This is a genomic window from Sulfitobacter maritimus (assembly GCF_013346665.1).
GTDB lineage: Bacteria > Pseudomonadota > Alphaproteobacteria > Rhodobacterales > Rhodobacteraceae > Sulfitobacter > Sulfitobacter maritimus.
In genome coordinates, this window is record NZ_JABVBB010000021.1 from 266,227 (window position 1) to 285,000 (window position 18,774).

Below are 18,774 nucleotides of genomic sequence, written 5' to 3' on the forward strand. Positions count from 1 at the left end.
TATGCTTTACCAAAGCGCTAGTCGCATCGGTTCGTCAGGCTTTGACTTGGCTTAGATTAAAGCTAATGATAATCCGGTTCGCCGCGTCTCCGGTTTCCGTAGACATATTCGGATCGACCCCGTGATACAGCCAGCTTGGGAAAATCAGCATTCGTCCGGCTTGCGGCATGAACCGCACTTTGGTCCAGTAATCGCGCTGGCGCTGAGCGTTGGGCTTATAGCGCGGCTGGTTCATCAGATGCATTGTGCGCGGCTCGATGAATTCGATGCGACCGCAATTCTCGGGCGCTTGGATATAATAGACGCCACTCCAAAGGCAGCCTGGATGAACATGCGCGCGGTTTGCAGCTCCCGGCGCATTGATGATCGACCACATGGTGCCGATCTTTAGCTTTTGTTTTGGATCATAGCCCATCGCCTCAGACATGCGCGCGCTGGCGGTGTCAACAAGGTTGACGATATCCGCGTACTCAGGTCTTTTGTGAAGGTCGCTTTTGCTATGCCATCCGCCAAGCTCTGAGAAGTTAGAGCGTGTAATTCCCGTACGATCCGCCTCTCGTTCGGCATAAGTCATCTTCCGAAGCTTGTCGTTGAGCTCTTCAGGTTCCGGCAGATCAACCTGAAAGATCGTAGTTGGGAAATACGTGCGCTTAGCAAATTTGATTTCGTCGACGGCGTCAAAAGCCATGGTTCAGTCCCCTTGAAGTCAAAACGAGATCGCCGCTTAAAATAGCGGATTAGGCCAATCCGATGAGGTGGCGATCCCCGTAGGTGGTTGAAATGAAGCAGATAAAATAAATTACCACGATGTTAACTTTACGTAAACTTTTTTGTGGTTGAAGCAGTGCTTGCTATGGTGTAACGGCGATTCGCGTCCAAGCGTTTTTTTAGCGAATCTCGGTTATTTTCAGATATTGAAGTAATTCATTAGGATAGCCGGTGAATAACTCAGAGACCGGCCAGGAAAGCGCGGTAATATTTGTGTCAACATTTTGGCGTGAATGGGGTGCATTTCAGCACCATCCCGCGCATAACGAGGAACGGGCAAAAAAAGGTAAAACTAATATGGCAGTGTCAGCGCCTTTCGGTCTGCGACTCGACAGGCGGATTCGCGCGGTCGTTTTGGCAAATTAGGCGCAGCATTGCCGTCAAGTTATTAAGTTGTGAACGAAAGGCTGGAAACGAATCGTTTCTTTCGTATGCTGAGGCGATGGGTACTTTAAATTTCTTAGCACGGCTCGTCCTCGTCAGCGCTCCTCTTGCGGCCACATTTGGGCAGGCAGCGATTGCCGATCCTCCTTATGACGATACGGTCGGCACGGTTTTCGACATCATCAAAAGCAGTGATGCAACGACCTTTATGTGTCTCAAAGGTTTGGACCGCGCTGAGCGACAAATCTGGGACAAGCGGGTCGATGGTGAGCCAACGGTTATGGCCTATCTCTTTCAGGCCCATTATTCCGATGGCACGAATATCGAGATTGCAATCAATCCAGAGTTCGGATCACAGGAAGCGGCGCAAACCCAGGCACTTCGGTTTGCCAAGCCACTGGGTCGCCTGCCGACACTGTTGCGTCAGGGCATCGAAAAATTCAGTCTACACAAGGGTGATCGTGGATTTCACGCAGGCAGCGGTCAGGTGGTTTTCTATTCCGACGCGGCCAGCCAACGCGAAAGCTATGATCATTTAGAAGAAAGTCTGTTTCATGAAGCGGTTCACGCGTCTTTGGACGAAGCGCACCGCTTGGCGCCAGGCTGGATCGCGGCGCAGCAGGCCGATGGCGGGTTTTTGACAAACTATGCGGCGCGGAGTCCTGAACGTGAAGATTTGGCGGAAACGGCGCTGTTCGCCTTTGCCATTCTGCATTTTCCGGATCGCTTCCCGCCCAATGATACGGATGAAGTGCTCAAGGCAATCCCGCATCGCTATGCTTACATCCGAGAGCATTTTTTCCCGATCGACAAACCGCTAACGTGGCAGGTGGCGCCCCCCGCCGATTGCTCCGATTGTGCCGGCGGATCATGTATTAATGACTAAAACCGGTGCCACTATGGCTGACTGGTTAGCGCATAACGGCCTTACACCGGCGCTCTGTTCATCAATCCTCCAACTCCACCCCGATCTATCTGCGGCTTCGGAACTGAAAGCCGGAACAGATCCAACATCCTATACAACGCAAGAGGCATGGGAGCTCTGTGCCAGAGCGGCAAGTTCACGGCTGCCAGAACTTGAAGACGCCGTGCATCGGGTTTTGAACGCGGCGCAGGTAAACTTTTTTCCGGATCTGGCCCGCTACCCTCGTGCATTTACCCTGCACGATAACGGCAAGGGGGTGCCTTATATCTCTTGTCCTTGGCAGGGGTGTCAGAACGATCTTTTGACACTTGCTCATGAATTCGGCCACGCTTTGCAGATTGTAGCAAGCGAAGAGCGCAGGATGCCGCCGGTGCTGAGAGAGACCTGCGCAAGCCAATCCGAGCTATGGTTCATCGCGGAACTGAAAAAGAGCGATCCAACACTATCGGAAAAGCTAGCGCGTGTATTTGAGTCGCGTGCAAATTACACTTTTACCCGAGTTGAGCCGGAGTTGCGTGCTGCCCTGACAAAACCGGATCAACAATACCAGTATCAATGGAACTACCCATTGGCGCAAAGCCTTGCATGGCAGTTTGAACAACAGCTTGAGAACGGCACAATGGTCTCTGTCTTTCAAAACCTTCGATCAACCGAAGAGCTTGTGACTGCGCTCACCACCTGACAATCGAAGAACTGACCAAGAGAAAGGCCGCGCCCCGAGGGGCGCGACCAACTATGCATTCTGCTTAATGCATTACTAGCAGAGGGTTATACCGCTTCGTTTCCTTCATTTCCTTCATCGCCTTCATCACCCTCATCGCCTTCATTTCCTTCGTCGCACTCATCTCCCTCATTGCCTTCGTTGTGCTCGTCGCCTTCGTTACCCTCGTTGCCTTCGTCTCCTTCATTCCCTTCGTTGCCTTCGTCGCCTTCATTGCCTTCGTTGTGCTCGTCGCGTTCGTTACCCTCGTTGCCTTCGTCTCCTTCATTCCCTTCGTTGCCTTCGTCGCCTTCGTTGCCTTCGTTGCCTTCGTTGCCTTCGTCGCCTTCGTCGCCTTCGTCGCCTTCGTTGCCTTCGTTGCCTTCGTTGCCTTCGTTGCCTTCGTTGCCTTCGTTGCCTTCGTCGCCTTCGTTGCCTTCGTTGCCTTCGTTGCCTTCGTTGCCTTCGTCGCCTTCGTTGCCTTCGTTGCCTTCGTCGCCTTCGTTGCCTTCGTTGCCTTCGTTGCCTTCGTCGCCTTCGTTGCCTTCGTTGCCTTCGTCGCCAGGGATTACGGTGAGAGGAGGAACGCAGGCAGTAAAGCTGATCGGCGCGAACAGAGCGTCTTGCTCCATTGCCTCTGCGATCAGGGTGTCGAGTGTCGCTGCGATATCTGTATTGAACATGCTTTCCATGGTACTATCTCCGTAGATTAATTGATGAAGAGCACAGCACGCGGCTGTTGCTCAGGATTTAGATTTTCAGGAAAAATTCGGAGCGAACTCGTTGCGGCTTGCACATGCAAAACCAACAATTAAGAACGGACTAGCCGAACCTTGTAGCAATATATAATACTTGCTGAATACGCAGCCATATGATCGGGCATGCGCTGAATCGGTCCTGGCATAAATATGCGCATAAAGATGCGGCAGCACTTAGACTGATTCCGTCTTTATATAAGCGCAGGTTTTGTTTTTTGTCAATTACGGACACGGATCAGCCGTCCTAATGCCATCTTTCCGACGGATCAATTCCTTAATTTCGCCATAATTAAGCTGCTGTCATTGTACGTTTTATTGGGTCGTTTGGGGGGCGAATATTGAACCGGATATTCCCGGTAGCGGAGAATCCTGCCCTAGCCCGAATGGCGCCCCGAGCAAAATTTTGATCGGGAACCAAGATTTCAATTCGGGCCAAACCGAATGAGATTTCGTCTAATGCTGGCGGCGCTATTCTCATGCATTTCCGTCGGCTCCGTCTTAGCCGCTGATCAAGCCTCATTCGGACCATATTCCACGCGAAAGCGGTTCGCGATTGCCACCGTAAGAAATTAACACGAGGATCGCATCCTATTACGAATGCGAAAGATGCCCGATGCCCGTCGCCAGAAATTCCCCTCTCGTCCCCAGTCGCCATGTGAGCGGCACCCCTATAGTGCCTGCTCGTGTAAATGCCTGCCTCATTCCAAATTTAACCATAGCGCGTCACCGGCCTGCGAGGCAGATGCAATGATGCCCCCCTCTTGGCCCGAGATGACCCGCGTTTTTGGCCGCATTGGCCTGATGTCTTTCGGCGGGCCTGCGGCACAGATCGCGGTGATGCACCGAGAACTGGTTGAACATCGGCCGTGGTTGTCGGAACAAACCTACCTGCGCGCCCTATCGCTTTGTATGCTGCTCCCCGGCCCGGAGGCGATGCAGCTTGCGACCTATGCCGGGTGGCGCTTGCGCGGGGTTGCGGGGGGTCTACTCGGCGGTCTGCTTTTTGTCGTGCCAGGCGCGCTATTCATCGCGCTGCTGGCCCTGCTCTATGCTTGGTATGGTCAACTCCCCTTAGTTCAGACGGCTTTTCTCGGAATTAAGGCTGCGGTTATTGTCGTCGTTTTTCAGGCGCTTCTAAAGGTCTCTTCCAAAGCATTGCATGGGGGGCTTGGTTGGACGCTTGCCATCGCCTCCTTCGTCGCGCTCTTTGTTCTGGGCCTGCCCTTCCCGTTGATCATCCTCGTGGCCGGCGCGATTGGCATGGTTGCTGGCTTTCCTGCGCCGAATGAACCTGACAGCCCCCCGCCGCCCGGCGGCGCACATAGCCTGAGAACGCTCGTGGTCTGGGGGGCGCTTTGGGCCACGCCGCTTCTTGCGGTGGCGCTGATGGGCGATGGCTTCTTGCTAGATCTAGGGCTGTTCTTCTCAAAACTTGCTGTGGTTACCTTTGGCGGCGCCTATGCCGTTCTGGCTTATATGACCCAGACGGTGGTGCAGGATTTCGGTTGGATCGGCACCGATCAGATGATTGACGCGCTTGGGCTGGCGGAAACCACGCCGGGGCCGCTGATCCTCGTGACGCAGTTCGTCGCGATGCTTGCAGGTTTCGCCGAGACCGGGCCAACGGGCGCTATTGCGGCGGGGCTGCTCGCGCTTTGGGTGACCTTCACCCCCTGCTTCCTCTGGATATTCCTTGCTGGGCCTTACCTCGAAGCGCTCTCGGCCCAACCGCGTATCGCAGGCGCTTTGCGCGCCATCACCGCGGCCGTTGTGGGGGTCATCGCCAACCTCTCTGTCTGGTTTGCCCTGCATGTCCTTTTCGACCGTGTGGGCACGAGCGATATCTTCTCTCTGCCCGCGCCGGAATTGGCGAGCTACAACCCCACCGCCACCGCCCTGACCCTGGTCGCGGCGTTGCTCATGTTACGACTGAGATGGGGGTTCGTAACAACCATGGCATTTTTGGCAGCCCTCGCCCTCGTCTTGGCCGCGATTTAGCGCCGCGCCCCCTTTTACTCAGCCGTGAATGTACTATGCTGCTTCTGCCTTACCCCGAACGGAGAGTAGAATGAGCCGCAGCATCGATTACGGCAACCTGATGCACGAAGCCATGCGGGGCCTGATCCGCAAGGTCTTGCATGATGTGTCTGACAACGGCCTGCCGGGGAATCATCACTTCTTTATCACCTTTGACACGTCCCATCCGGACGCTGAACTCGCTGATTGGTTGTCTGACCGTTATCCGGGCGAGATGACGGTGGTGATGCAGCATTGGTACGATGGGCTCGAAGTCTCGGAAGACGGTTTCGCCATCACTTTGAACTTCGGCGATGCGCCTGAGCCGCTCTACATCCCCTATGACGCGATCCGCACCTTTGTGGATCCTTCGGTCGAGTTTGGCCTGCGCTTTGAGCAGCAAGACACGGAGGAAGAAGCGGAAGAGGATGAGGACACGGCGCTTGATCAGACAGATCAAGAGGATTTGGAAGTGGCCGAAGAGCCCGCCAAAGACGCCGAAATTGTTTCGCTGGATTCTTTCCGCAAATAGCGCTCTGCGCCAACCCTGCATTGCGTAGCGGCGTTTGCGCGGGTACACCGCTTGGCAATAGTTACGTCACAGCAGGAGCCGCAAATGGCCGATACCCGCACCGAAACCGACAGCTTTGGCCCGCTTGAGGTCCCCGCCGATAAATACTGGGGCGCGCAGACGCAGCGCTCGATCATGAACTTCCCCATCGGTTGGGAAAAGCAGCCCATCGCCATCGTGCGTGCGCTTGGTGTGATCAAGAAAGCCTGCGCACAGGCGAATGTCGCCCAAGGCTCGCTGGACGAAGAACGCGGCAAGGCGATCATTCAGGCCGCGGGCGAAGTCTTTGAAGGCAAGTTCGACGATAACTTCCCGCTGGTCGTCTGGCAGACCGGCTCTGGCACCCAGTCCAACATGAACGCCAATGAGGTCATCGCCAACCGCGCGATTGAACTGATGGGCGGCACCATCGGCTCCAAAGACCCGGTACACCCGAACGACCACTGCAACATGGGCCAGTCGTCGAACGACACTTTCCCGACCGCCATGCATATCGCCACCGCGATGACCGCGCGTGACGTGCTGCTGCCGGGGCTGGAAAAGCTGCACGGTGCGCTGCAAAAGAAGGTCGAGGAGTTCGACGGTATCATCAAGATCGGCCGGACCCACACGCAGGACGCGACACCGCTGACGCTGAGCCAGGAATTCTCCGGCTACACTCATCAAGTTGCCATGAGCATCGCCCGCGTGCGTGACGCGCTTGGCCGCATCTATGAGTTGGCCCAAGGGGGCACTGCTGTCGGCACCGGTCTGAACACCAAAAAAGGCTGGGCCGAGACCGTGGCGCATAATATGGCGGAGATCACCGGCCTGCCCTTCGTCACCGCACCGAACAAGTTCGAAGCGCTGGCTGCGCATGACGCGATGGTCGAAATCTCCGGCGCACTGAAGACCGTTGCTGCTTCGCTGTTCAAGATCGCCAATGACATCCGCCTGCTCGGCTCCGGACCACGCTGCGGTTTGGGCGAGTTGATCCTGCCCGAGAACGAGCCGGGTTCTTCGATCATGCCGGGCAAGGTTAACCCCACGCAGTGCGAAGCGCTGACGCAGGTCTGCATCCATGTCATGGGTAACGACGCCGCAGTCGGTTTCGCCGGTTCGCAGGGTCATTTCGAACTGAACGTCTATAAGCCAATGATGGCCTATAACGTGCTGCAATCTATGCAGCTTCTGGGCGATGCGGCCTCCGCCTTCACCGACAACGCGGTCAACGACCTTAAAGCTGACGCGGACCGTATCGAAAAGCTGATGCGCGAGTCGCTCATGCTGGTGACGGCACTGGCGCCGGAAATTGGCTATGATAATGCCACCAAAGTCGCGAAGACCGCGCATAAGAACGGCACCACGCTGAAAGAAGAGGCCATCGCACTGGGCTTCGTGGATGCGGAAACCTTTGAGCGGGTCGTGCGGCCTGAGAATATGATCGGACCGAAATGAGTGCGCCCATCAATCTCAACAAGGTGAAGAAAGAGCGGGATCGGTCGTCGCGCAAAGCCCGTGCGGACGAGAACGCCGTGGCCTTCGGCCAAACCAAAGCGCAGAAAGACGCGCTCAAGGCCTGCGCCGAGCAAATCGCCCGCAATCTGGAAGCGCATAAGCGCGAGACATGAGCGCGCGGCCCCGCAAACATTCGGTGACCCTTCGGGGTCACCGGACATCAATCTCTCTCGAAGATGAATTTTGGGAAGAGTTCCGCGCAATCGCGGCTGCGCGCAACATGCCGATCAACGCGCTTGTGGCGGAAATCGATGCCGAACGCGGGCTTGATCTTGGTCTTGCCAGTGCCATTCGGCTCTTTGTGCTGCGCGCCTTAAAGGAACGTTTACCAAGCTGAGCCTAGGCTGCGGGCATGACCTATGCTTCGCCCCTATGCCCCGCGATCTGGCTGAACGACATCTTTTCGTCCCGCGCGGCGATCAAAGGACAGGTCATTCGACGCAAAGCGCGGGATATCGAAAGGTTCGTCGGCCGCAGCGCGTTCGAGGCTGAGCTCAAGCGCCGCGGCTATCAAGCGGTGGAGAACGCCGGACAGGTCATCATCTTTTGCAATCGAGAACCCATCCGGCGGATCGCATAGCCATTTTCTTTAAAAGAAAACGGCCTCGGAATTTTCAAAAAATTCCGTTTAGGCGACCGAGGCTTGATAAATTTTGTTGATATTCTGACCAAGCGCATCGTTGAACTCTTGGTCAGTCATCTTAACGTTCAGCCCTTCGGTCAGCGCACGCGAGAAGCTGGCGATCATCTTGGGGTTCTTGCCCAGCAGCTCACAAGCCTCGGCGGTCGAATAGCCCCCCGACAGTGCCACGACCCGCAGCACATTGTCATGATCCGCCAACCCGTCATAAAGCCCAGCTTTGCTTGGCAGGGTCAGCTTCAACATCACCATCTCGCCTTCGGGCAGCGCATCAAGGTTCTTTTGCAATTCGGCCAGCAGAATGTCCTCAGCCTCGGCCTTGCTCTCGGAGTGAATGTTCACCTCAGGCTCAATGATCGGCACAAGACCTGCGGCGCAGACCTGACGCGCCAGTTCGAACTGTTGAGCAACCACCGCAGCAATGCCGTTTTCATTGGCTTCATGGATGACCGAACGCTCTTTCGTGCCGAACATGCCATTTTTCACCGCACGTGCCAGTAGATCATCGATCTCCATGATCGGTTTGAGCATCTGCACGCCGTTGCTGGTCTCTTCCAAGCCTTTGTCGATCTTCAGAAAAGGCACGACACCCCGGTCTTCCCACAGCAGTTGCGCCACTGGCTTGCCGTTGATCGTATCGTCCATCGTGCGTTCAAACAGGATAGCGCCAATGACCTTTTCCGAGGTGAAATCATCCGCTAAAATGATCCGTGCGCGCATGTCATGCACCGCTTTGAACATCTCTTCGTCACCGTTGTAATCGCCCGGTTCCACACCATAAAGGCTCAGCGCCTTAGGGGTGGATCCGCCTGATTGGTCAAGCGCCGCAATAAACCCTTTGCCGCTGCCCATCTGCTCAAGTTGCGCCTTATCGTAGCCCATGTGATCCACATCCTGTGTTTGATTCCGTTTCCAGCGTTTCTAATTCAAACCCAAAGACGATGATAGGAGCTAGCGCTTTGATAGCGCTAACCAAATGCCCTTATCTGACCGCACGGTCAGATGCGCCACCGGGACCGGCACCCGGTCCGTCTGCGCCGTCACCCGGAAGTCGCGCAGGATGCGTGAAAGGATGAGCGGCCCCTCCACCATCGCAAAGCCGGCCCCCGTACAGACACGCGGCCCGGCAGAGAATGGAATATACGCCTCGCGCTGACATTTCTTGCCATTCTCGCTTTGCCACCGGGTCGGATCAAAGCCGTCCGGGTTGTCCCACAGCCGCTCATGGCGGTGCAAATGCCACGGACTGAGCACCAGTTGCGCCCCCGTCTTTACCTCCCGGTCGCGGAAGGTCTCAGGACAAGTGGTCTCTCTCACCATCATCGGGACGGGTGGATAAAGACGCAGCGCCTCACGGAACACATCGCGGCTTAGTCTGAGCTTCGACATCACCGCAAAGTCGCAGTTGTCCAACGCCTGCGCCTCTTTGGCCAAACGCTCCTGCCACTCCGGATGCGTCGCGACCAGATACAGTGCCCAAGCCAGAGCCGAGGCGCTGGTTTCATGTCCGGCAAGGAAAAAGATCGCGACTTGGTCGACCATCTCTTCGGTGTCAAAGGTCTCTTCCGTGATCGGATCGACTTGGGTCATGATCTTTGTCGCGAGGTCATCGGGCGCGGTGCCCGCCTTGATCTCTGCCATGCGGTCTTGGGTCAGCCCGGTGATAAGCGTTCGGATCCGGGCAGCACTGGCGCGGGTGTCTTTGCGAAACAGGCGCGGCATCCAGCGCGGCAACGGCAAAAAGGCACCGAGGTTAAGGATCGGTTGGCTCCGCTGATAATTGCGAAACTCGTCAAACACAGCGCGGGCGACCTCATTTTCGATCGGCAGGGAAAACAACGTGCGAAAGATCACATCCGCAGCGGCATGACTGGTTTCAGCCTCGATCTCGATCACTTGCCCCACCTGACTGCCAAGCCGCTGCGCCGTGGCCTCGGCAGCCTCCCACATGGCGGGGAAAGTCTCTCGCAAGCGCCCCCCTTCAAAGGCAGGATCGATAATCCGCCGTTGCCTTTGCCATGACGCGCCGTTGGTGAGAAACACCGAATTGCCCAAAAGCGGCCGTAGGCCTTCGCTGATGCGGTCCGATTTGGGAAAATCACCGGGCCGTTCTTTCAGGACCGTTTTGACCAGCTCAGGCTGGTTCATCAGATAGCTGCGGAAAAAGGGCGTTTTGAACTCGGCCATCCATGCGCGGTAAAGCCGTGCGGGTTGGGCAGAGAGAATGTCTTGCCGAAACAGTCGGACATAGCGCCACAGCGACACGCGGTCAGGGCGGGCTGATGGTTTGGGCGGGTGGCTCATGCGGCGACCGAGGTGAACTTGCTCACCGCATGGTCGATGCGCGATTTCGAAGCTGGACGCTCTGCATAACGTGCGGCCAAGGTTTGCGGCCCCGCTGTGATCTGAAAATAGTCGTAATCGCGTGGCCGGTCAAAGGCGCAGAGATACTGGAAATGAAGCCGAAAAAAGCGCCACCTTAGAGCCTTCCAACGTTCAGGGCTCAGGGTTTTGGTAAACGCGGCTGAGAACACCAGCGGCCAGCGTTTGCCCTGCGGTGCCACGCCCGACACCGCGACCGGATCGCAGAGCGCAAAGGCACAGCCATCGCCGGGCGCCGTGACGTCGACCCATGCCAGTTCATCGCGTGTCGACAGATAGGCCAGATCCGCCCGCAGGCGCTGCGCTTTGGGCAGGAAAGACACCATCGGCACGACCTGTCCGAGCGTCAGAAAACCCAAAGCCGGCCCGTCTGTCGGCACCCTGCCCGCGCGGATCAAATCGGCCAGTACCGACACCCCCAGATGCGCACCAGAGGAATGACCGACCACCAGAACTTCATCAACCTCCTGGGCAAGCGCTCCCGCGATGTCATCGGCAAAACGCGTCATGCGAACCTCAAGCTCAGGCGTATTTGCCCCACCGGTTTGCGCGGAATAGGCGTAGTCGTGCATAAGGTAGTAGGCAAAAAACTTGTTGTCCTTCTTTTTGAACCAGCGCAACAGCGACACGGCCAGTGCAGCCCCCGCCAGTCCGAAAAGCACCTGCGCGGCCCAGTGGTTCGCGGCGACCCCATGCAGACGATAGACCCCCACCCAAAGCATCAGCGCCAGCGACGCCTGCAAAAGCAGCATCCCCACAGGGTAAAGTGCCGCGATAACCGGCCCTTTGCGCAGCCGCATCAGCCGCCAAAGCACCCCGGAACCGATATAGGTCCACGCGGTGCACAGCAGCTGCCAATAGGTCGTGGGGATCGAGTTGCTCATGCTCTTGCGCACGATGTCTGACCAAACCAACACATCGACCTGCGATGTTACCGCTGCCCCGTCGATCTGTGCATCGACGTTCCAGCCGTAATTGCCCTCGCCAGTCTTGGGCTTCAAAGCGATCTCATAGCCCGAAATATCCGCCTGCGCTGCGCCCTCCTTGCGGTAAAGCTCACGGTAGCGGCGAGGATGAATGGGATCATAGCCCGGAATGTAGAACACCCGGCGCGTCTTTACCTCTGGGGTTTGGCGTTTTTGTCCTGAATTCATGCCTATGCCCAACCTTTCGTCCGGCACAGTCTAGCCGCAATTCAGGGCAAGATTAAGGCTTCACCCCACCATGGAAAGGACGGGGAAGGTCTCCAGCAGCCAGAAGGAAAAGCTGGTGAACGCCCCTGTCAACAGCGCCAATCCGACGAGGATCAAAAGCCCGCCCATGATCCGCTCGATCAGCTTCATATGGGGTTTGATCCGGTTCATCAGCGTCATTGCGCGGGTGATGAACAGCGCTGCCAGCAAGAACGGAATGCCCAAGCCCGCTGCATAAATCCCCAAGAGCAACGTCCCCCGCGAGACCGATGCTTCGCTGGCGGCCAAAGACAGGATCGCCCCAAGCTGCGGGCCAATACAGGGCGTCCAACCAAAGGCAAAGGCCAGCCCCAGCACATAGGCGCCAAAGCTCGAACCGCCCTTATCGCCCGCGTCCAACCGGGCCTCTTGGTCCAAAAAAGGAATGCGGAAAAGGCCGACGAAATGCAGGCCAAAGATGATAATGACCACGCCGGAAATCTTGGCAAAAAGCACTTGGTTCTGAAGAAAGAACATCCCGAATGCCGAGGCGGTAAAGCCCAGCAGAACAAAGACCGTGCTCAGCCCCAAGACAAAGAACAGCGCGGCCACAACAGCACGGCGCCGCGCGGACCGCTGGCTTGACATATCATTGATGGAAACGCCGCCCATATAGGCCAGATAGGGCGGCACAATGGGCAACACGCAGGGCGACAGGAAACTGAATATTCCTGCGATCAAGGCGATGGTCATGGCGGGCAGAAGCCCGGCGTCGAGAAGGCTAATATCAAACATAGCCTGTTCCTAGCTTGCCCTGTCGCTGGCGTCACCTGTCATATTGTCACAAGGTCGTGGACCTCATGAAACACTTGGATTAACTGAACCCATGAAGATTGAGAAACTAGATGCCACCGGGCTGCTTTGCCCCTTGCCCGTCTTGAAAGCGCGCAAACGATTGGCCGCTTTGGCGCCGGGCGATCAATTGCATATGCGTGCTGATGATCCTGCCGCTGTGATCGACGTCCCGCATTTTTGCGCCGAGGCGGGCCATGTCCTGACGGATAGCCGGCCTGAAGATGGCGCGGAACTCTATATCATTACCAAGGGCGGCTAAGCACGGCCTAGGGCGCAACTTTGCCACCGGGCTGCTTTGCCCCCTACCTGTCTTGAAAGCGCGCAAACGATTGGCCGCTTTGGCGCCGGGCGATCCATTGCATATGCATGCTGATGATCCTGCTGCCGTGATCGACGTCCCGCATTTCTGCGCCGAGGCGGGCTATGTCCTGACGGGGAGCCGGCCTGAAGATGGCGCGGAACTCTATATCATTACCAAGGGAGGCTAAACGCGGCCTAGGGCGCGACTTTCCAACCGGGCTGCTTTGCTCACTGCCCGTCTTGAAAGCGCGCAAACGATTAGCGGCTTTGGCGCGGGGAGATCAATTGCATATGCGTGCTGATGATCCTGCTGCCGTGATCGACGCCCCGCATTTCTGCGCCGAGGCGGACCCTGTCCTGACGGATAGCCGGCCCGAGGATGGCGCGGAACTCTATATCATTACTAAGGGCGGCTAAGCGCGACCTAAGGCGCGATTTTTGCACCGAGCCTTATGACCAAACGAAAACGGCGGGCCTGAAAGCCCGCCGTTTGTCATTCAAGTGATCCCAGTTAGCCGCCCAGCGACCACCAACCCCTGCGTTTGGCTTTGGGTTTTTCGACCGGCTGGTCGTCCACCTGCTCTGGCGCCTGTTCAGGCATTGGCACGGCGGCAGGCTCCGAGGCGGCTTCTGCGGCTGGGGTTTCCTCTGCCACAGGTGCTGCTGTCGGTTCCGGTTCTGGCGCATCAGCTGGAGGCGCTGTAGGTGCTTCAGCCTCCGGGCTGGCTTCTGCGACCGGGGTTTCTTCTGCCACGGGCGCTGCTGCCGCTTCGGGTTTTGGCGCGTCGGCTGCGGGCGCTGTAGGTGCTTCAGCCAGCGGTGCGTCATTCACCTTTTCCGGCGTCTCATCCGCAACAGGTTCGACCGGCTTCGCCTTCGCGCGACTGCGGCGTTTGGGCTTAGGCTTGGCTTCCTCTGTCGCCTCAGCGTCAGTCGCGACAGCGTCCTCAGCAGGCGCCTCGGTGGCGGGTTTCTTGGCCCGGCTGCTGCGGCTCCGCTTCGGCTTCGGCTTGGCCTTTTCCTCTGCCTCCGCATCCGCGGTCACCTGAGGGTCGTCACCCTGTGCTGCGGCAAGCGCTTCGGGCGCTGGCTCTGCTTCGGGTGCCACCTCGGCCTTTGGCTTGCGCGTCCGGCTGCGGCTCTTTGGCTTGGGCTTCTCCTCAGCAGCGGCGGGCGTTTCGACCTCGGTCGGAGCCGCCTCTTGTTCTACCGGCTGGCTCTGCGCTGCGTCGGTCGCCTCGGGGGCCTCCTGCGGCTGACCGTTGGTTTGGTCCGCCTCGCCATTTTGCTGCTCACCGTTGCCATTGTCATTACCATTGCCATTGCGGCCACGGCCCCCACGGCTGCGACGACGACGGCGGCGGCGTTTGGATTTTCCTTCACCTTCGCTCTCGTCACCGTTGCCATTGCCGTTCCCGTTCTCGGAAGCGCTGGTCTCCTGCGCGGCGGCCGGGGCATCTTGGTTTTCCGCGTCTGCGGCGCTCTCATCCTCGTCGATCTGATCCATCAAGGATGTATCAACCGAGACAACATGATCCGACGCAGGCGGCACCACGCGTGTGGCGGTTTTGAACTTCTCGATGTGGAAGTCAGGGCTGACCAAGGTGGGATCGCCTTCAATCCGTACAGACAAACCATAGCGCATTTCGATATGCGCGATATGTTCGCGTTTTTGGTTCATCAGGAAATTGGCGATGCCCACCGGCGCTCGCACCAGCACTTCGCGCGAGCGGCGACGGGTGCCTTCTTCTTCAATCTGACGGATGATCGACAGCGCAAGGTTGTCATCAGAGCGCACAAGACCGGTGCCGTGGCAAGCGTGACAAGGCTGTGTCGTCGCCTCGATCATGCCCGGACGCAGACGCTGGCGCGACATCTCCATCAGGCCAAAGCCAGAGATGCGGCCCACTTGAATACGCGCTCGGTCGGTCTTGAGCTTTTCTTTCATCATCTTTTCGACGGCGGCGTTGTTCTTACGCTCGTCCATATCGATAAAGTCGATGACAATCAGACCTGCAAGGTCGCGCAGGCGCAGCTGACGCGCCACTTCAGCGGCGGCCTCAAGGTTGGTCTTGGTCGCTGTCTGCTCGATGGAGCCTTCCTTGGTGGCCCGGCCCGAGTTCACGTCAATCGCCACGAGCGCTTCGGTCACCCCAATCACGATATAGCCGCCGGAGGGCAGTTGCACCGTGGGGTTGAACATGCCCGACAGATAGCTTTCCACCTGATAGCGCGCAAAGAGCGGTAGGGTCTCATTGTAAAGCTTCACGTTTTTCGCATGGGACGGCATGATCATCTTCATGAAGTCCTTGGCGATGCGGTAGCCGCGCTCGCCCTCGACGTGAATCTCGTCAATCTCACGGTTATATAGGTCGCGGATCGAGCGTTTGATTAGGTCGCCTTCTTCGTAGATTTTGGCGGGCGCGATGGACTTCAGCGTCAACTCGCGGATCTGCTCCCACAAACGCTGAAGGTATTCGTAATCGCGCTTGATCTCGGCCTTGGTGCGTTTCGCACCAGCGGTGCGCACGATAAGACCGGCCCCTTTCGGCACTTCGATTTCGGTCGCAATCTCTTTCAGCTTCTTGCGATCGGCCGCGTTGGTGATTTTGCGGCTGATGCCACCACCGCGCGCGGTGTTGGGCATAAGGACGCAGTAGCGACCTGCAAGGCTGAGATAGGTGGTCAGGGCAGCACCCTTGTTGCCACGCTCTTCTTTGACGACCTGCACCAGAAGGATCTGGCGGACTTTGATGACTTCTTGGATTTTATAGCGACGCGGGCGCGGCTTGCGCACCGGGCGAATGTCTTCGCTGTCGTCCTCGTCGGCGACGGATTCGATGGAATCGTCCTTGGCGGTAGCGTCGTTGCTGTCATCGTCACCGTTCGCGTCGTCGTCGTTCGCGTCGTCACTTTTGGAGTCGTCGCTGTTTGCATCGTCGTCGTTCGCGTTATCGCCTTTGGCGTTATCGTCTTTCGCGTCGTCGCTGTTCACATCGTCGCTATTCGCTTCATCAGACGTATTCTCGTCCTTCTCCACTGCAGTGGAGGTGTCTGAATCATCGCTGGCGCTATCGTTCTCCGGCTCTTCCACCGGAGTCTCCGCGACCCGCTCCATGGGCGAACTGCCCTCTTCACTGTCCAGATCGACCGTTTCCATACCAGCAATCTGATTGCTGCTATCGTCTGCGACCTCCGCCGTGGCAACGGCGTCGTCGCTATTGGTCTCAGCCGCTTGGCTCTTGGACCGGCTGCGCGAGCGTGACCGGGTGCGTTTGGGCTTCTCGTCTTCTTCGTCCTTGGCCGCCTGCGCTTCAGCATAGGCGCGCTCTTCTTCCAGCAGCGCCTGACGGTCGGCTACGGGAATCTGGTAATAATCGGGGTGAATTTCCGAAAAAGCGAGGAAGCCGTGGCGGTTACCGCCATAGTCCACAAAGGCCGCCTGCAATGACGGTTCAACCCGTGTCACCTTGGCGAGATAGATATTGCCAGCTAGCTGGCGCTTGTTCTCAGATTCAAAATCGAACTCTTCGACTTTATTTCCATCCACGACCACGACGCGAGTTTCCTCGGCGTGGGTGGCATCGATAAGCATTTTCTTAGACATAGATCCATTATGCACAACACCCGCGCACGGAAAGCCCCTGGCGGGGCATCGGGCTGAGAGTTGTGTCTTGTCAGGGCGATGGAGGACGCGGCAACAGCAGGGCCAGTTGCGGCCCCGGTCTGTCTGCTCTGAGCATCTGCGCGCGTCATCGCGGTTCTTCTCCGATGCAAGGCAGCCTTGCTGCTTGCATCCATTAAATGAGCTGTGCTTCGTCTGGGCTAACCCTCGCGAATATCAGCGGTTCTTTGGCCGTATCCGGCCCAATCGGTCTGCCTGCCCTTCGGGCTCGAAGTGACACGGCAGCGAAACTGTCAAAGTTCCTGCGCGCCTGTCGGGCTGCGCAGAACTTATCTGCCTAGTTAAGGGCTTTTAGGGGTGAAACACAATGGACAATCGAAAGCGCAACACTCAAATGCGCAATATCTGCGCATGGTTGACAAGCTTCTGTGCGTTGGAAACATATGATCTGTCGCTGGCACGATAATCGAGTGACGTCATAGATTTGCCGGACGATGCGTCACGGCAACAAGTTTCAAAGGACCGTAGCCCATGCCATTTCCCCTGCGCCCCGCGCTTTTGATCACCCTTCTGGGCCTTGCGGCTTGCGATGAAATCGCCGTCGCGAACGACCCTGCCGCTTTGGCGGACCTGAGGGGGCAGAAGAGCTGTCTTGCGGCAGTGGCGAAAGAAACGGGTGTGTCGGGGGTGGCGATCAACACATCGCGCCCAGTGGTCGAGCTTTACCGTTATATCGTTGACGTTCCGGCGGCTGGAAGTTGGGCCTGTATCACCGACACTAACGGCAAAGCGATTGAGATTGTCGAGCAACGCAGCGGTTAAACGCCGCGCTGCCCTTGGCGGTCAGAGATAGTCCGACCGCTGCAATCCGTATTTCGCCATTTTTTCGTTCAACGTGCGCCGTGGCAGGCAAAGCTCATCCATCACACTGGCGATTGAGCCTTTGTGTCGGCGCATGGTGTTGTCGATCAGCATCCGTTCGAAGGCTTCGACGTATTCTTTCAACGGCTTGCCTTCTGTCGTCATCACGGGCTGCATCTCGTCGTGATCGCTCATCAAAAGCGAGGCGATGGTGCCGGAGCCTCGGCGAGATTGCAGCACCGCGCGTTCTGCAACGTTGATCAACTGACGTACATTGCCGGGCCACGGCGCTTGCAGCAGTTGAGCCGCTTCCTGAGCGCTCACCTGAGGGGCTTCGCAGCCGTATTCGTCCGCAAACTGATCGCTTAGGCGGGTGAAGAGCGTCAAAATGTCCTCACCACGCTGGCGCAGCGGTGGCACGGTAATCCGCAGCGCAGCCAGACGGTAGAACAGATCAGACCGCAAGGCATCTTCAGAGGTGCGGCCTGCTTCTTGCAAGTTCGATATTGCGACGATGCGCGTCTCAGCCGGGGTGCCCTGCTCGTTGATCGCGCTCAGCAGCCGCGCCTGAAGGCTTTCGGAAAGGGCTTCGATATCCTCAAGCACCAACGTGCCGCCGCGTGCTTCTTCTATGGCAGGTAGCTGCGCATCCTCAGGCTGCATCGGGCCGAACAGCCGCTTAGCCAATGCGTCTTCCTCCAAGGCACCACAGGACACGAGGACGAACTTCTTGCCGGCCCGGCTGCCAACGGCGTGCAGTGCATGGGCGACCAGCGTTTTGCCAGTGCCGGTCTCCCCGTCAATGAGCACGTGACCGTCCGCTTGACCGAGGTCAAGAATATCCTCGCGCAAACGTTCCATCACTGGCGACTGGCCGATCAGCTTTTTCATCAACTGGCCGCCATCAGACAATTCCCGCCGCAGGGCGCGGTTGTCCATCACCAAACGGCGCGCATTGGTCGCTTTCTTGGCCAACTCGCTCATTCGGTCGGGGTTAAAAGGTTTCTCCAAGAAGTCGAACGCGCCGACGCGCATCGCCTCTACCGCCATGGGGACATCACCATGTCCAGTGATCATAATCACCGGCAGGGCCGAGTCGCTGCCCATCAGCTTTTTCAAAAACTGCATCCCGTCCATTCCCGGCATCTTGATGTCAGAAATGACGATGCCCGGATAATCGGGGCCAAGCGTCTTTAACGCGTCTTCGGCGCTGCCGAAGGTCTCCGTGTCATAGCCCGACAGGGCCAGCCATTGGCTGATCGACTGTCGCATGTCTTGTTCGTCGTCAACAATCGCGATTTTCATTGCCTGAGCCATGCG

General features: G+C 57.5%; 20 protein-coding genes. 12 read left to right on the plus strand and 8 right to left on the minus strand.

Annotation, left to right across the window (positions count from 1 at the left end; translation table 11 throughout):
- Positions 1-34 precede the first annotated feature (34 nt).
- Positions 35-688, minus strand: coding sequence for a TIGR02466 family protein (locus HTT03_RS03255; RefSeq protein WP_174858437.1), 654 nt, complete (start codon positions 686-688; stop codon positions 35-37).
- Between the two features lie 318 nt (positions 689-1,006).
- On the opposite strand from HTT03_RS03255, the gene HTT03_RS03260 reads away from it, so the two are divergent.
- Positions 1,007-2,038, plus strand: a complete 1,032-nt coding sequence (locus HTT03_RS03260) for a hypothetical protein (protein ID WP_174858438.1) — start codon at positions 1,007-1,009, stop codon at positions 2,036-2,038.
- 13 nt (positions 2,039-2,051) lie between these two features.
- Positions 2,052-2,759, plus strand: coding sequence for a gluzincin family metallopeptidase (locus HTT03_RS03265; protein ID WP_174858439.1), 708 nt, complete (start codon positions 2,052-2,054; stop codon positions 2,757-2,759).
- Between the two features lie 86 nt (positions 2,760-2,845).
- Here the strand turns inward: HTT03_RS03265 and HTT03_RS03270 are convergent, their stop codons facing one another.
- Entirely contained in the window at positions 2,846-3,469 is a 624-nt protein-coding gene (locus HTT03_RS03270; protein WP_174858440.1) for a hypothetical protein, read from the minus strand.
- A gap of 813 nt (positions 3,470-4,282) precedes the next feature.
- Between HTT03_RS03270 and chrA the strand changes: the two genes are divergently transcribed.
- The 6 genes from chrA (at position 4,283) to HTT03_RS03300 (ending at position 8,199) form a co-directional block, all read left to right on the plus strand.
- On the plus strand, positions 4,283-5,533 hold the full coding sequence (chrA, locus tag HTT03_RS03275) for a chromate efflux transporter (RefSeq protein ID WP_174858441.1): 1,251 nt from the start codon (positions 4,283-4,285) through the stop codon (positions 5,531-5,533).
- Between the two features lie 70 nt (positions 5,534-5,603).
- On the plus strand, positions 5,604-6,083 hold the full coding sequence (locus HTT03_RS03280) for an SspB family protein (protein ID WP_174858442.1): 480 nt from the start codon (positions 5,604-5,606) through the stop codon (positions 6,081-6,083).
- Between the two features lie 84 nt (positions 6,084-6,167).
- Positions 6,168-7,559, plus strand: coding sequence for a class II fumarate hydratase (gene fumC / locus HTT03_RS03285; protein ID WP_174858443.1), 1,392 nt, complete (start codon positions 6,168-6,170; stop codon positions 7,557-7,559).
- Positions 7,556-7,732 (plus strand): DUF4169 family protein, encoded by a 177-nt coding sequence (locus tag HTT03_RS03290; protein WP_174858444.1) that lies wholly within the window; start codon positions 7,556-7,558, stop codon positions 7,730-7,732. Before fumC ends, HTT03_RS03290 begins: the two co-directional genes overlap by 4 nt.
- Complete coding sequence (locus tag HTT03_RS03295; RefSeq protein WP_174858445.1) at positions 7,729-7,956, plus strand: ribbon-helix-helix domain-containing protein; 228 nt, start codon at positions 7,729-7,731, stop codon at positions 7,954-7,956. Before HTT03_RS03290 ends, HTT03_RS03295 begins: the two co-directional genes overlap by 4 nt.
- A 15-nt stretch (positions 7,957-7,971) precedes the next feature.
- Positions 7,972-8,199 (plus strand): N-(5'-phosphoribosyl)anthranilate isomerase, encoded by a 228-nt coding sequence (locus HTT03_RS03300; RefSeq protein WP_174858446.1) that lies wholly within the window; start codon positions 7,972-7,974, stop codon positions 8,197-8,199.
- A gap of 48 nt (positions 8,200-8,247) precedes the next feature.
- Here HTT03_RS03300 and HTT03_RS03305 read toward each other — a convergent pair whose 3' ends face one another.
- The 4 genes from HTT03_RS03305 to HTT03_RS03320 form a co-directional block, all read right to left on the minus strand.
- Entirely contained in the window at positions 8,248-9,141 is an 894-nt protein-coding gene (locus HTT03_RS03305; RefSeq protein WP_174858447.1) for a fructose bisphosphate aldolase, read from the minus strand.
- Between the two features lie 69 nt (positions 9,142-9,210).
- Positions 9,211-10,563, minus strand: a complete 1,353-nt coding sequence (locus tag HTT03_RS03310) for a cytochrome P450 (protein ID WP_174858448.1) — start codon at positions 10,561-10,563, stop codon at positions 9,211-9,213.
- Positions 10,560-11,795 carry a hypothetical protein gene (locus HTT03_RS03315; RefSeq protein WP_174858449.1) on the minus strand — a complete coding sequence of 412 codons (1,236 nt, stop codon included), beginning with the start codon at positions 11,793-11,795 and terminating at the stop codon, positions 10,560-10,562. Before HTT03_RS03315 ends, HTT03_RS03310 begins: the two co-directional genes overlap by 4 nt.
- Positions 11,796-11,855: 60 nt before the next feature.
- On the minus strand, positions 11,856-12,608 hold the full coding sequence (locus tag HTT03_RS03320; protein WP_174858450.1) for a cytochrome c biogenesis CcdA family protein: 753 nt from the start codon (positions 12,606-12,608) through the stop codon (positions 11,856-11,858).
- Positions 12,609-12,699: 91 nt separating this feature from the next.
- On the opposite strand from HTT03_RS03320, the gene HTT03_RS03325 reads away from it, so the two are divergent.
- Genes HTT03_RS03325 through HTT03_RS03335 form a run of 3 tightly spaced genes read left to right on the plus strand, consistent with a single transcriptional unit; the run spans position 12,700 to position 13,385 of the window.
- Positions 12,700-12,927 (plus strand): sulfurtransferase TusA family protein, encoded by a 228-nt coding sequence (locus tag HTT03_RS03325; protein WP_174858451.1) that lies wholly within the window; start codon positions 12,700-12,702, stop codon positions 12,925-12,927.
- Complete coding sequence (locus HTT03_RS03330; RefSeq protein WP_174858452.1) at positions 12,890-13,156, plus strand: sulfurtransferase TusA family protein; 267 nt, start codon at positions 12,890-12,892, stop codon at positions 13,154-13,156. The genes HTT03_RS03325 and HTT03_RS03330 overlap by 38 nt, the downstream gene beginning before the upstream one ends.
- Positions 13,119-13,385: a sulfurtransferase TusA family protein gene (locus HTT03_RS03335; protein WP_174858453.1), complete on the plus strand. Its 267-nt coding sequence runs from the start codon at positions 13,119-13,121 to the stop codon at positions 13,383-13,385. Before HTT03_RS03330 ends, HTT03_RS03335 begins: the two co-directional genes overlap by 38 nt.
- A gap of 94 nt (positions 13,386-13,479) precedes the next feature.
- Here the strand turns inward: HTT03_RS03335 and HTT03_RS03340 are convergent, their stop codons facing one another.
- Entirely contained in the window at positions 13,480-16,575 is a 3,096-nt protein-coding gene (locus HTT03_RS03340; protein WP_174858454.1) for an Rne/Rng family ribonuclease, read from the minus strand.
- Positions 16,576-17,124: 549 nt separating this feature from the next.
- On the opposite strand from HTT03_RS03340, the gene HTT03_RS03345 reads away from it, so the two are divergent.
- Positions 17,125-17,415, plus strand: a complete 291-nt coding sequence (locus HTT03_RS03345; RefSeq protein ID WP_174858455.1) for a hypothetical protein — start codon at positions 17,125-17,127, stop codon at positions 17,413-17,415.
- Between the two features lie 21 nt (positions 17,416-17,436).
- Here the strand turns inward: HTT03_RS03345 and HTT03_RS03350 are convergent, their stop codons facing one another.
- Complete coding sequence (locus HTT03_RS03350; protein WP_067624654.1) at positions 17,437-18,771, minus strand: sigma-54-dependent transcriptional regulator; 1,335 nt, start codon at positions 18,769-18,771, stop codon at positions 17,437-17,439.
- Positions 18,772-18,774 lie beyond the last annotated feature (3 nt).